7 protein-coding genes are annotated in these 13,715 nt (G+C 49.9%); 4 read left to right on the top strand and 3 right to left on the bottom strand.

The genetic code is table 11. The annotated features are described in order from the left end of the window. Window positions 1–186 precede the first annotated feature (186 nt). The 3 genes from hflX to ppk1 all read left to right on the top strand — a co-directional run bounded on the left by hflX (window position 187) and on the right by ppk1 (window position 4,318). On the top strand, window positions 187–1,395 hold the full coding sequence (hflX, locus tag I0P70_RS13605; RefSeq protein WP_196118916.1) for a GTPase HflX: 1,209 nt from the start codon (window positions 187–189) through the stop codon (window positions 1,393–1,395). Between the two features lie 234 nt (window positions 1,396–1,629). Beyond that, a complete protein-coding gene (locus tag I0P70_RS13610; protein WP_230392190.1) occupies window positions 1,630–2,124 on the top strand; it encodes a histidine phosphatase family protein in 495 nt (164 codons plus the stop codon). A gap of 97 nt (window positions 2,125–2,221) precedes the next feature. Beyond that, window positions 2,222–4,318 carry a polyphosphate kinase 1 gene (ppk1, locus tag I0P70_RS13615; protein WP_196118920.1) on the top strand — a complete coding sequence of 699 codons (2,097 nt, stop codon included), beginning with the start codon at window positions 2,222–2,224 and terminating at the stop codon, window positions 4,316–4,318. A 78-nt stretch (window positions 4,319–4,396) separates the two neighbouring features. Here ppk1 and I0P70_RS13620 read toward each other — a convergent pair whose 3' ends face one another. After that, window positions 4,397–5,446 carry a DUF6268 family outer membrane beta-barrel protein gene (locus I0P70_RS13620; RefSeq protein WP_196118922.1) on the bottom strand — a complete coding sequence of 350 codons (1,050 nt, stop codon included), beginning with the start codon at window positions 5,444–5,446 and terminating at the stop codon, window positions 4,397–4,399. 80 nt (window positions 5,447–5,526) lie between these two features. After that, the gene (locus I0P70_RS13625; RefSeq protein WP_230392191.1) at window positions 5,527–9,336 is read right to left on the bottom strand and encodes a metallophosphoesterase; all 3,810 of its coding nucleotides are present in this window, start codon (window positions 9,334–9,336) and stop codon (window positions 5,527–5,529) included. A 365-nt stretch (window positions 9,337–9,701) separates the two neighbouring features. Here I0P70_RS13625 and I0P70_RS13630 point away from each other — a divergent pair, with 365 nt between their 5' ends. After that, the gene (locus I0P70_RS13630) at window positions 9,702–10,955 is read left to right on the top strand and encodes a Pycsar system effector family protein (RefSeq protein WP_196118924.1); all 1,254 of its coding nucleotides are present in this window, start codon (window positions 9,702–9,704) and stop codon (window positions 10,953–10,955) included. Window positions 10,956–11,944: 989 nt separating this feature from the next. On the opposite strand, the gene I0P70_RS13635 is transcribed toward I0P70_RS13630, so the two are convergent. Continuing rightward, entirely contained in the window at window positions 11,945–13,705 is a 1,761-nt protein-coding gene (locus tag I0P70_RS13635; protein ID WP_196118926.1) for a DUF262 domain-containing protein, read from the bottom strand. Between the last annotated feature and the right edge of the window lie 10 nt (window positions 13,706–13,715).

A 13,715-nucleotide genomic window follows, 5' to 3' on the forward strand; every position in this document is an offset into this window, starting at 1 on the left:
TCTCTTATAAGAGTAGCAAGTTAGGCTTTTTCCCCTTTCTTCTGAAATTTTTCACCTAACTTGCATCTGTCCTGCATGCGCTTGCAGCGCTATACCTGTCGCCATCCAACCGGGGTCGGGACCAATTACGTACACAGACTCAAGCCGAATTTAAGGCTACCAAACCGCTACGCTTAACATCTGACAATGGGTAAACAAAAATACTACGAAACCGCCAAGCCACAGGAAACCGCCATACTGGTAGCTGTGCCCGGTTATAAGCAAACCGACGAACAAACCAACGAGTACCTCGACGAACTGGCCTTCCTCACCGAAACAGCCGGCGCCGTCACCATGAAGCGCTTTGTGCAGAAGCTTGACAAGCCCGACACCCGCACCTTTGTGGGTAGCGGCAAACTCGAAGAGATACAGGCTTATGTGAAAGAGCACAACATCGACATGGTGATCTTTGACGATGACCTGAGCCCTTCGCAGGTGCGCAACATTGAGCGCGAACTGCAGGTCAAGATCGTGGACAGGAGCTTGCTAATCCTCGACATCTTCGCGCTACGTGCCAAGACGGCACAGGCCCACACCCAAGTGGAACTGGCCCAATACCAGTACCTGCTGCCCCGCCTGACCAACCTCTGGACTCACCTTTCCAAGCAAAAGGGTGGTATCGGCATGAAGGGTCCGGGTGAAACCGAGATCGAAACTGACCGTCGTATTGTGCGCGATAAAATCTCCTTGCTGCGCGACAGACTGGAGAAGTTCGAGAAGCAAAACTTTGAGCAGCGCAAATCCCGTGCAGGCATGGTGCGTGTGGCATTGGTTGGGTATACCAACGTAGGCAAGTCCACACTTATGAATCTGCTCTCCAAGTCCGATGTGTTCGCCGAGAACAAGCTTTTCGCGACAGTAGATGCCACGGTGCGCAAAGTCGTGCTCGACAACATCCCTTTCCTGCTGTCTGATACGGTAGGGTTCATCCGCAAGCTGCCTACCAAGCTGATTGAGGCCTTTAAGTCCACGCTCGACGAGATCCGTGAAGCCGACTTGCTGGTACACGTAGTGGATGTGTCGCACCCTTCTTTTGAAGACCATATTGCGGTAGTGAACGACACCCTGCTGGACATTAAATCGGCTGACAAACCGGTGCTGCTGGTATTCAACAAAATAGACCAGTACCTGGAGCAGCGTGAGCAGGAGATGCAGGAAGAAAGCGGGAATAATGAAGAAGGAGAGCATCATGTACGGCCTTCTATCGAGGATTTGAAAGCTACTTACATGGCGAAGATCCATGCTCCGGCTCTGTTCATATCAGCTACCAACCGCATCAACATCGATGAGTTGCGTGCCGAGCTGCAGCGCCGTGTAGCAGAGATTCATTTTGAGCGCTACCCGAACAACGTGTAAGCCATCTTTAAAACATCAGAAAAGGGGGAATGGTCCGGCAAGGGCTGTTCCCTTTTTGTTTTTAAGGGCCTCCTATACCTGTCTATCCTTCAGCTATACCTGCCAAGCCTCCCCCAAAAACAATCTAAGCTCCGTCCTCACAACAAATTTCCTTTGCTTTCAGTAAACACCTTGCATAGCAACCGTACTATGTACCTGGCGTCTTGCTATACCTTTCTGAAAGAGAATTACCTTATGAAAACCTTATATATCATGCGTCATGCCAAATCCAGCTGGAAGTTCGAAGAGCTGAGCGACCATGACCGACCACTGAACAAACGCGGCCGTACTGACGCACCGCTCATGGGACAGGAACTGGCAGCCAACAATGCCCAACTACAACTCATCCTGTCGAGTCCTGCTGTGCGGGCGCTTACCACCGCCACGCTGGTAGCCCGCGAGCACGATTACGATGCCGATGATATTGCAGTAAATGATCGTATGTATGGCGCAAGTGCCGAAGAGCTGCTTGAGATAGCCCGCGAAGCACCCGCCGATGTAGACAGCATGATGATGGTGGGGCACAATGAATCCATTTCAGAGTTTGCCAACATGCTCTCACCCAAACATGTGGCCAGCATGCCAACAGCCGGCGTGGTGGCCTTGCGTTTTAACTGCGACAGCTGGTATGACATCAAGCGTGACAATGCCGAGCTATTGTTCTACGATGTACCTAAAAACCACAAATAACACAGCACACCGGCATAGCTTACAGGTATAACCCCACACCTGTAAGCTATGCTTATACCTTTATCACATTGCTCCGCACCGGGCAACATACAAAACCATGGAAACTAATACCGAAGATAAAAAACCAACCACCATACCGCTGATCAACCGCGAACTCAGCTGGTTGGCATTCAACTACCGCGTGCTGCAGGAGGCCAAAGACCGCACTGTGCCGTTGCTGGAGCGTGTCAAGTTTATGGCTATCTTCTCGGCCAATCTCGACGAGTACTTCAAGGTGCGTGTAGCCACACTCAAGCGCCTGATCAAGCTCAAAAAGAAAACCCGTGACAAACTCTCCGAGGACCCTGCCGACACATTCGATCAGGTGATGCAGGAGGTAAAACGTCAGCAGGAGGAATTCGGAGAGGTGTTCAGAGAAGGCATACTGGCCGACCTGCGCCAGCATCATATCAACCTCCTCACCGAGAACGACCTGAACAAAACGCAGCAGAAGTGGGTCCGCGAATACTTTGCCGAGCACATACAGCCGCACATCCTGCCACTATTGCTTGACGACACTGAGACGCACTTCTTCCTCAAGGATCAGACCGTATACCTGGGGGTGCATCTATTCGACCCTAAAAAGAAAGATCTGAAGCCCGAGCGCTTCTCTATGCTCGAAATACCCACTAAGAAGCACGGCAGCCGTTTCGTGAAGCTCCCTACTGTGGGCAAGCAACGCTATGTGATGTTTCTGGACGATGTGATTCGCTTCTGTCTGCCCGAGCTGTACCCCAACTATACCCGCTTTGAGGCGCATGCCGTGAAGGTGTCGCGCGATGCTGAACTGGATATTGAGGAAGAAGTGTCAGGCAGCCTGATGGCTAAGATCCAGAAGAGTCTGAAGAAGCGTGAAACGGGTTATCCGGCCCGCCTCCTGTACGACCCTGTCACACCAAGGCCAATGCTCGAAGCCATTATGGCGCACACGGGCATATCAGAAGATGAACTGGTGGAAGGCAGCAAGTACCACAACTTCCGTGACTTCTTTCAGTTCCCGGACTTCAACCTGCCCGACCTCAAGTACACGCCACAGCCTACGCTGGTGAATCCGCTTCTGGAAAAAGAAGAAAGCCTGATCGAGGCCATGAAAAAGCAGGACTACCTGGTACACTACCCGTACCAATCCTTTGGCTACGTCCTGCGCCTATTCGATGAAGCTGCCAAAGACCCGAAAGTGACCGCCATGAGCGCTACTTTATACCGCGTAGCTGATAATTCAGCCATTGCCAAGTCGCTGGTCAAAGCTGCCAAGAATGGAAAACTTGTTACGGTAGTGGTGGAGCTAAAAGCCCGCTTTGATGAAGAGTCTAACATCTTCTGGGCAGGTAAGCTGCAGAAGGCCGGCGCCAATGTGATACTGGGTTTGCCTGATCTCAAGGTACATACCAAGCTGGGCCTGATCACCCGCAACGAAGACGGCAAACTGGTGAACTACGCCTACCTAAGTACCGGCAATTACAATGAAGACACTTCTAAGATCTACGCTGATCACGCCCTCTTTACATCACATAAAGACATCACGCAGGATGTGGAGCAGGTATTCAACTTCTTCATCGATCGCCAGCATGACAAAAAGTTTAAGAAACTGCTGATGGCGCCCATCAACATGCGGGACCGCTTTGTGGAGATGATCAACCGGGAAATCAAAAATGCCCGTAAAGGCAAGCCTGCCTCTATGATCCTCAAGATGAATGCCCTGCAGGACGAGCGCATGATCAGGAAACTGTATGCCGCCAGCCAGGCCGGTGTGAAGATAGATCTTTTGGTGCGGGGCATTTGCTGCCTGGTGCCGGGCGTAGAGGGGCTGAGTGAGAACATCCGGGTGCGCAGCATCGTGGACCGTTATCTGGAGCATGCGCGGGTATACATCTTCCACAACAATGGCAAAGAGGAGTACTATGTGGCCTCGGCTGACTGGATGGTCCGAAACCTAAGCCGCCGGGTGGAAGTGGCTTTCCCTATCCTGCAGAAAGATCTGATCCAGGAATTGCGTACGATCATCGACTTTCAGCTGGCCGACGACACCAAGGCCCGCGATATCGACAACAGCTATGTAGAGCAGGCAAGCCCTACCCATATCCGATCACAGTATGCTACCTACGAGTATCTGCACAGCCTGATCCCGGCAGATATGGAACCGGCAAGCAAATAGGAGTAGCGCCTGCAAAGCAATAAAGCCCGACTCGCTATACCTGCAAGTCGGGCTTTGCCATACCTATACCTGAGTTTCTTAACGGTTCTGACTACGCTCCAGCAGTTTGCGGGGCGGTACTGCATAGAGTTCTATACCGATGTAGCCTGCGCCAGCCAGGGTATTGGTGATCAGCTCATCGCGAGAGCCTACTACGTCAAAAGCCCGGTGGCGGTAGTACTGCCTAAATCCGCCTTCCACGGCAAACCACAGGAAGTCATAGATCTCCTGCTCCAGTCGCAACAGGGCCTTAATGTCGGTGCGGCGCAGCTCGATGTCGTTGAACTGCGAGAGCGGCGGTTCGCTGGCGTAGAGGTTGTAGCTGGCACCCTCAATGCGGTAGCCAGTATAGAGCAGTGTTTTTTCGGACACATTGTAGCGCACCCGCAGGTTAGCCGGGAAGATGGATTCTACGCCCCAGCGATCGTTAAAGGTACGGTTGTACATAATGCCCGGGTAGATGCGTTGCCGCCCGAAGGTATAGCCAAGCTGCAGACCCACACCCCAGGCAAAGTCAGGGCTGCGTTTCCAGCCATAGGCCAGGTCCACGGTTGTTTTCAGGTAGTCTGATACATTGACATTGTCGCGGGTATAGTCCCCGTTCAGTTCACCTTTTGCACGCACCAGCATAAACCGCACATCGTCAAACGAGTGCAGGAAGGCCAGCTGTAGTCCCAGGCTCTTTAAGTTTCTATCCTCCAGGTTGCGGTACAGGCTGTAGGAAGCCGGTGATACATTCTCGAAGTTGAACTCCTCAAATTTGTGGTCTATACCCAGGATCAGCTTGTTGTTGGGCTTGTTCATGATAGGAGCCAGTGCCCGCACAAAAAACTTATTGTGCCGCCGTACCCGCGCACGCCCGTTGCCCACCTCCGGGTGATCTGACTCCGACTCCATATCGAACTGCGGCAGGCGCTCATAGCCGATCACAATGCCCCGGCTTCTGCCCATACCCCGCACCCCCGGGCTGGCGTAATCTATCGTTTGCTTCTGCACATCCATCAGGTCCCGTTCAGTTTCCTGGGCTAGTGCTTGTTCTCCTATCAGGAGCAAAGGTATAAGGAGTAACTTCGGAAGTATTAGTTTCATAGTTTGTGGCTAGTTACATAGCGTTAAATGCAAAAAGTGCCTGCATTGCGGCACCTTCTGCTATACGTCTTTCGATTTTTTTAGAATAAGAAGCCGAAGCTTAATGTCCACAGCCTTTCCACGTCGCCTTTGGCATAGGTCAGTACAATCACGTTCTTCTGCATGATATCAGCCCACACGCCCCCGCCGATGCCCGTGTGCAAACTGCGGAAGAAGGCAGAGTCACGCTCACCGTCGTAGTACACTCGGCCTACATCATACAAGCCCAACACGCCCAGTCGGCCCGGCGTCAGGTATAGGTTGAAGTCGAAAAGCGACAGGCGAGCCTCGGCATTGGCAAAGATCGCGCTGCGGCCCGGGAAACGGGTACGGCGGTAGCCGCGCATGTTGTCCATACCGCCCAGCGTGTTAGCCTGATAGAAGCGGAAGTCGCCGAAGTTATGCGCTGCCCCCAGACGCCCCGCCCAGGTTAGTTGGAATGGGAAGTTAGGTGTCAGGTAGAAGGCGAACTCAGAGCTTACATGGGTATAGCTGAGTCCTTCGCCGTCTGTCTGCTTGTTGTAACTCAGGCGGTTGTGCAGGCGCATGCCGATGCGCGGGTTCTTCTGATTGCCCTCGCCCAGTACGTCCAGATCAGCAAAAGCCATCAGACCCACATAATGCTGCGACTCAAAGCGGTCCTGCTCAAAGTCATAGGTCCCCGGTTCTAAACGGCCATTCATTGCCTCGTTCACCAGGTAAGTGTCTTGCTCAGAGTTCACCACCCGGAAGCGGTCGTAAGTCGGACCTATACCGATTTTGAAGAATGGCGCTAAGTTGTTGTTGAGCGTCGCCCCTACGTTCACCCGCTTAAACCGGACACGGTAAAAGGAGTCATCCAGCCCGTCCTGCTGTCGGGTATCGTTGCCGTAGCCGTAGAAGTTGCGCTGGTACTGCGGCCCCTGTATGGCGGCGTTTACCCCGATGTTCCAGTTGCCGAATACCTGCCGGATATCACCGGCATAGCGCACGTTAAAGGAGTTGGTGTAAAAGGCGTAATTTCCCTCCAGCAGATGCTCTGCAGCATAAGGCGATTTGCGGAACTTATGTGTGCGTGCCAGTACCCCTGCCCCTATAAACAGCCCGTCATCCACGTTATATTCCAGGGACAAACGAGGGCCCAGGTAAGGCAATTTGTGATTATCACGGTCATAGAAGTTCACATCCGGACTGATGCTGGTTTGGTCTTTTGTTTCTGGCCCGAAGTTGAACACGTTGCCCTCCTTCGTGTCATATACCACTGTGTGCCGTCTAAGACCGGCCACGCGTGAGTTATCGGTGATCACATCTTCGTCGTTGCCACCGATAATGCGCACCACTATCCCTTTGTTCACATCCCCGTTCACCTCAAACATATCTTTGCCACGCTGCCCGTACAGGCGCAGTTCCTTTGTTTCGGAGGTATAGAAGGTGCGTTTGTACAGAGTGTCACGCAGTTCACCTTCTTTGTTGATCTTGTATACCGTCAGGTGCGTTTCCTCGTCGTTCAGGCGGTTCACCACAAAGTGCTCGTGCTTGTCGCTGCCGGCTACATCCACCATTTCTGAGATGTGCTCGTAGTAAGCCTCAGCCGCTTGCGGCAGCTTGTCGCGGCGGGAGCGCAACTTGGCTTTGATCTCATCGCCTGAGATAGCCTGCACTTCTGGCGGCCACTGGCTGATGGCCTCTTCTATCACCTGATCCGTCACGCCTGCTTTTATCTCCTCGGCAATGCGAATCCAGTCCTGTCGCGTGATGGCTGGCGTAAAGGAGCGGTCGATGGTGAGGGCACTCAGGTTGAGGCCTACTATGTCGCGGTAATCATGATCGAAGTTCTGCACGTTGCGCACGCCCCACTTGCGGGTGGCCAGCCAGGGTATAAGGCCATCTGCTTTGAAAAACACCTGGTCACGGTCTTCGGGTACCGGGATGTATACCTTGCCACTGTCGGTCTTCTCCTCTTTCCAGCGCCACTGTCCCTCGTGACGGTCCCAGTCACCTACCAGCATGTCGAACAGGCGGGCCCGCACGAATTCCTGCTGATTTATCTGATTGTCGTTGTCCTGCCGCAGTTCTTTCAGCACCTTGTCAGTACCCACCAGGTTTTCGGCAAAGCCCAGGCTCTCTACATCCTCGTGGTTTTCGTCAGCGTCTTCTTCCAGAAAGGCCAGTGTATTGCTGAACTCATCCATGTACTGGCGCAGGTAGGGCGTCTGGGGAATGTATACCAACTTGGGATTGGTATGAAACACGCCTGCGGCATCCGCCAGAGGAGGTATAGCCAGTGCACCATAAGGGTGCTGGGCTGATACCTGGTCCTGTAGCAGTGCCTTGGCGGCGGTCTGGCGCAGGTACTCCGGCAAGGCCATCGTCGGATCTTTGTCAACGGTACGCAAGGTATATTCCCGGGCATCCGGGTTGCGCACTTTCAGGGAAGCGGTCTGTTTGCCTCCACCCTTCTGGTAAGGGGTGAGTCCACCCATTTCGTTGCGCATGTCCAGCAAAGGCACCTCTACAGGGGTGGCCCATTCGCGGCGGTAGTGTTCACCTAGCAGCGTGCGACGCAGCCCTCTGGCGGTGTAGTCATCATTGGCAGCGACTACAATGGTGCTGTCGGCGTAGTTGGTCTCATCGACCACAGCTCCTCTCTTGCGGCGGGGCTCCTTGGCGTAGAGCGGCGTCCGGAAAGTCATGGTGCCCTCCGAGCCATCGCCCACCGGCGTCCAGTACTCTACCCAGGCTTCTCCGTTTTCATAGTACAGCAGTTTGGCAAAGCCTTTTACTTCGTGGGTATACATGGCTGTGCCACCCGGCTTAACATGCTGCGTCTTGCAGCCCGAGCCACTTACGATGTGCGTCAGGTTATTGTACTTGTAGTGCTGCAACGAGTGCTCGTGCCCTGCGGCGTACACGATGTTATCATACTTGTCAAATATGTTGAGCAGCCCTTCGATATAAGCCGTGTAGCGTGGGTGCGGAATATCCTGCAGGATGCCGCCGTACTTTCGGGCGAAAGGATAGATGGACCCGATCACAGGCAGCGGCAGGTAGATCCAGTCGCGCAGCATGGTGAGGGGGAACACGTGATCTTTCAGGGTGAAAAAGCCGCCGTGATTTCCACGGGTAAACAAAGGGTGGTGCGCTACAACCACGATGTTAGAGCCCTGGTGCTTCTCAATAATGTCTTCGAGCTTCACCAGCAAGTCGGCCTCTGTAGAGGCCCAGCAGTTGCTGCCGGCACCATAAGGGCGCTCCCAGGGGTGCAGCCACCACTCAGAGTCGAGCGCAATCAGTACCACGTCATCGCTTATTTTCACCTCATAAGGGCCAGGGCAAGCATCACCTGGTACGTAAAAATCGCCGCCTACCACTATGCCTTCTTCGGTGAGGTACTCGTTCACGTAGTTTTGCTGGCGCACCACATACTCTATACCTCCGCGGCCGCTGTGGTTCCAGTCGTGGTTGCCCGGGATCATGTACTTCTCTCCTTTATAGCCCCGCAGCACATCGAGCTGTGCATTGAGGCGCTGCTCCGATACTTCCCGGTCGTAACGACCCGGCTCAGGCAGGCCGTTGTGGTACACATTGTCACCCAAAAAGATGGTCGCGCTCTGTGCCCCCACTTCGTTCATCTGCTTTTGCATGAGCTTCAGCGAAGGCTCCTGCTCCTTTAAGTCAGGAGCGCCCACGTCACCGATCAGGAACACGGTGTAGTTTACTTTGTTGTCGGGTTTGGGCTCATTCTGCTCCCAGTTGAGCACGTCACGGCTGTAGTAAGGTTTTTTAGTGGCACAGGCCTGCAGGAGTACTAAGAAGAAGCCCACAGCCAGGGGGCGCAGGATAACAGAAATAAGGTAAAGACGGTTTTTCATAAGGTTCTGTGTGTACGGGATGTCCTGTCTAGCAAAAGCAAGTGTGACGGTATAAACACAACGACTGGCGATGGGTTTGCTGCCGTACGGAGAGGACTGAAAGCAGTGCTTGGGTTTGGTAGTGCATGGTTGGTATCAGAGCCCGAAAGTGCGCCACGGTTGCGACCGGGCTGAAATAGATAACGTATGGCGGCGGCATTAAGTTATTGCTTCACTATATAGAGCGTTTTGTGCGCCGAGGTTGCTCTTTTCAACAAAAAGCGCTATTCACCGTAACGGCAAAAGAATACTAGCACCACCTTCAACCGCCGCTCACAACTGTGCATCTACTGCAGAGCTACCTGACAATGGCGGCAAACACCGTTATGGAAGAACAAGATATCGTCAAACAAGCCAGTGAGTACGTTTTCAGGCTTTTTAAGGAACAACTGTCTAAAAAGCTTGTTTATCACAATTATAAACACACCTTCGAGACTGCCAACGAAGCACGCCAGTTGGGAGAGCTATATGATCTGAGCCCGGAAGAGCTGCAGGACCTAGAACTAGCGGCCTGGTTTCATGACACCGGCTATGTAACCGCTTACGACGGACACGAAGAGGAGAGCGTGCACTTCGCCACCTCGTGGCTGCAGGAAAACAACTACTCGCCTGAGCGCATTACCCGTGTGACCGATTGCATCATGGCTACCAGGCACGGCACCAAGCCTGAAACACTGCTGCAGGAGATCATCATTGATGCGGACATGGCCAACATTGGCAAAGAAACATTTTTTGCCACAGCCGAGCTGCTGCGTGTGGAGTGGGAGATCTTTAAAGAAAAGTTTTTCTCAGATCAGGAGTGGGCGCAGTTTCAGATGGAATTTCTGCTTTCCACAACCTTCTATACCGCCAAAGCCCAGCATAAATACGCCGCGCAGCTTGGCCTGAACATACAGGAGCAGCGCAACCAGCTGCATAAAGAGTCGAAAAAGACAAAAAAGGAAGAGAAAGAGCAGCGCGAAACACTCGCCCAGCCGAAGCGCGGTATCGAGACGATGTTTCGCAACACCTATCGTACTCACCTTAACCTGAGCGCCATTGCTGATAACAAGGCCAACATGATGATCAGCCTTAACGCCATCATCATGTCGGTAATCATCACGTACCTCAGTACCAAGACCTCCATTACAGGAGCTGAGTTTGCCCAGCATCGTTCGCTGCTTATACCTGTCGGTATGCTGCTGCTCACCACCCTTGGCTCTGTCATCTTTGCCATTATCTCAGCGCAGCCTGAAGTGACGAGTTTCTCTTTCAACCGAAAAAAGATCAACAGCAAAAAGGTGAACCTGCTATTCTTCGGTAACTTCACTAATATTCCGCTGGAGGATTTCCAAAATGGCATGCACGAGATCATGCGTGATAAGAAATCGCTTTACACCAACATGATCACCGACATTTACTACCTGGGCGAAGTACTGAGCCGCAAGTACAAGATCCTGCGCATCTCCTACTCGATCTTTATGGTGGGATTGGTACTTACGGTAATTGCCTTTGGCATTTCCATAGCCCTGTATGATGAACCGATTGTGGAACCGGCCCCACAGGCACAGCCAGCACAGGAACAAACCCCGCAGCAGTAGTCGAACTTGTAAATAGTCGGAATTAAGCTAAATTTGTGCAGGCTGCCCGGAAGCTTATTCCGGATTACCTGGCCCTGTAGTTCAATGGATAGAATAGGAGTTTCCTAACGGCCTTACGGCCTACGCTGCGCTAAGCGGCTGGCTCCCAGCCTGTATAATAAATAAAACTCGTAAAAATTCGGGCGAAGTCGAGACAAATGTCGAAACAGTCACATCTTTCAAAGCTGCTCTAAATGGGGCGGCTTTATTTATTTTATACTAGACTTAATAAATAATATTAATTTTATTCTATATTTAGATAAACTAAATTCCCACCTAGATGGAGTATTTCGAATTCTCTCATATTGATAAAGTAAAAGTAATTGGGAGACCTTATTGCCTAGGTTTGAAGGCGACTTTTACTGATGATAACTGTTTTGAAACTGTGTCTCTTACATTATCACATTCAAATCCCAATATTCCAACTCCAACTAACCTATTTTTTGAGACGCCTAGTATCGTTAGTCTTATCAGAGAAAACGGTAATTGTGGAATGAGAAAACAATTGGATATGACCCCAAAATTAAATGCCTTTTTTAATGCAATAAATATGCTTCATAATAGTCCGGATGCTCGTAAACATAAATTACGCGACCATCTTGTGATACCAAACACATCGGATGCAAGTCAAGCAGTAACTTTTGAATCTAAACTTAAGATATACTTTAACAATGTATTTACTTGGCTACATAAAAACAGTAACATATAAATTTAATTAAAGATTGAGTGTACTGTAAGTAGCATCAATCAAAATTGATAAAGCTAATCAACTGGTTAACAACCTATATAAATCATAAAACTCTTGAAAATTCAGATTACGTCGAGACGACCATATCTTAAAGCTGCTCTAATTGGGCGGCTTTTGTAAATCTTTAGTAGAATGTAAGGTTTCTAATAAAAAATGGGCTAAATGAGCCCCTTTTTTATTCTTCTTGAAAATGTTTCTCCCGTTAATTGATTCTATTAAGGTTCCAAATATCAAGTGCTGCACTTACTATCTTTTTCTTCCTTGCCTCAATAGCTTTCTTATCCCAAACTGGATTTTCACCTTTTACAATGAATTCCCTTATTTCTCTTTGCTGGTTTAACAGATTATCCCGGCCATAGGACTCGAGTTTATGATCAAATGGCTTATTCCCAATTGAGCTATTATGCTTCCTTGAAATAAGCATAAGATTGCCTAAACTGTTCAGCCAATTACCAGACACTATACCTTCTTCCAAGGCTTCTTCTACTTTATAAGGACCATACCCGTTAGCAACGGGGTCTCCGTTAGTTGGGGTCCGAGGTGCAATGTGCTCAATGCTTTCATTCTGTATCAGGTCCTCAAATGACACTTTGTGCGGCTCAGGATGCTCTTTGTCAGATATGTAAAGCTCATACTTCCATAGCAAATAATTATCTATCCTATTTTGATAGAAGTAGCTGCTATTCAGATGTTCCCTCATAGAGTGGTCATTCCAATACCACCACCAGCCACTATGTTTGATGTCATTTATGATTGCATCAATAGTGCTGTTGAGAATATCATCAAATGTCTTCTCATAATCCTTAGCTGGTTTCAGGTTAATCAGATAGCCATTTAGTCTGGATTCGATTTCAGCCCGGCCTCCCCTTAGCAAGTACCTGAAAGTAATGTTCTCAAATAGCTTTGCAAGGCGGTCTACCACTTTAGGGCTTGCATTAAATTTGTAAGCCTTAATGAAGAATGGATAAGCGAACGATAAATTATTAAGGTGCCGTAAGTCTCTAATATGGCTATTAGTGCTTCTCTCTATTTTTTCGACAGTTTGAAATGCTTGCGCAAGCCCGGAAATAAAGCCCATAATCCACTCAGCCTTATTTTCGGATATCCCTTTTATCTTGCCCTTGATGCCCTTTACGACTTCCTCACTATTGAAGCCTTTTCCACTCACTGCTCTCCAATAGTAGTTAAGCACATCATCTTCATCAAGGTTGATACGTACGATCTGCTTGTAAATCTTTGAAAGCTCTTCTTCCAAGTAGCTGATATTCTCTTCTATCTTTTCTTTTGAACTGCCTGAGAGGTAGATCTGCAGCATAAAGAATGCCTTGATTGTTTCCAACTTGGTTAAGTCCTTGCCCCTATCATTCTGGAAAGCGAACACCTGAGTAGCTTGGACTTTATCTTTTACTATAAACTCTGTTACCGTTGCCTCCTCTATCAACTGACACCACTTCTCTAAAACTTCAGTTGTGGTTTCAGAAAATACTCCAGAAAATATTCCCTTTGCCTCTCTTATCCTACCCTTAGAGGCTGTATCTACCTCTTGGGAATGTTCCTTCTTGCTTTCAATTATTTCCTCTAAAAAGAAATTGTTGTCATCCCTAACCGTCTTGAATTTTTGGGTTCCCTTTCTGATGTCCTTTAGGTAATAATCAGTAATGTCTTCCAAATCTAAGCTCACAACCTGCCTCTCCTTAACCCTCTTCTCCAACTCCTTTTTGAGACAGCTAAAGAATATGATGCAAGTTGTAAGGCGCTGCTGTCCATCAATCACATAAAGAATGTTATCCTCCTTAACTTCAAAGAGAAAATGTCCTAGGTAATAATGGGTTTCTGCATTCTCTAAATCCTCAATGAATTGCTTGATGTTTTTGTCATCCCAAGAGTATGCCCTCTGATAAGAGGGAATTTCGAACTTTCTGTTTTTGCTGTCAAATAGCTTTTCGATGGTGATGCTTTCCATTAGCTTGTTT

Source organism: Pontibacter sp. FD36, assembly GCF_015686655.1.
Taxonomy (GTDB): domain Bacteria; phylum Bacteroidota; class Bacteroidia; order Cytophagales; family Hymenobacteraceae; genus Pontibacter.

Bases quoted from the DNA above. Each gene is read 5' to 3' on its own strand.
- hflX (WP_196118916.1), top strand. From the start codon at position 187: ATGGGTAAACAAAAATACTACGAAACCGCCAAGCCACAGGAAACCGCC.
- I0P70_RS13610 (WP_230392190.1), top strand. From the start codon at position 1,630: ATGAAAACCTTATATATCATGCGTCATGCCAAATCCAGCTGGAAGTTC.
- ppk1 (WP_196118920.1), top strand. From the start codon at position 2,222: ATGGAAACTAATACCGAAGATAAAAAACCAACCACCATACCGCTGATC.
- I0P70_RS13620 (WP_196118922.1), bottom strand. From the start codon at position 5,446: ATGAAACTAATACTTCCGAAGTTACTCCTTATACCTTTGCTCCTGATA.
- I0P70_RS13625 (WP_230392191.1), bottom strand. From the start codon at position 9,336: ATGAAAAACCGTCTTTACCTTATTTCTGTTATCCTGCGCCCCCTGGCT.
- I0P70_RS13630 (WP_196118924.1), top strand. From the start codon at position 9,702: ATGGAAGAACAAGATATCGTCAAACAAGCCAGTGAGTACGTTTTCAGG.
- I0P70_RS13635 (WP_196118926.1), bottom strand. From the start codon at position 13,705: ATGGAAAGCATCACCATCGAAAAGCTATTTGACAGCAAAAACAGAAAG.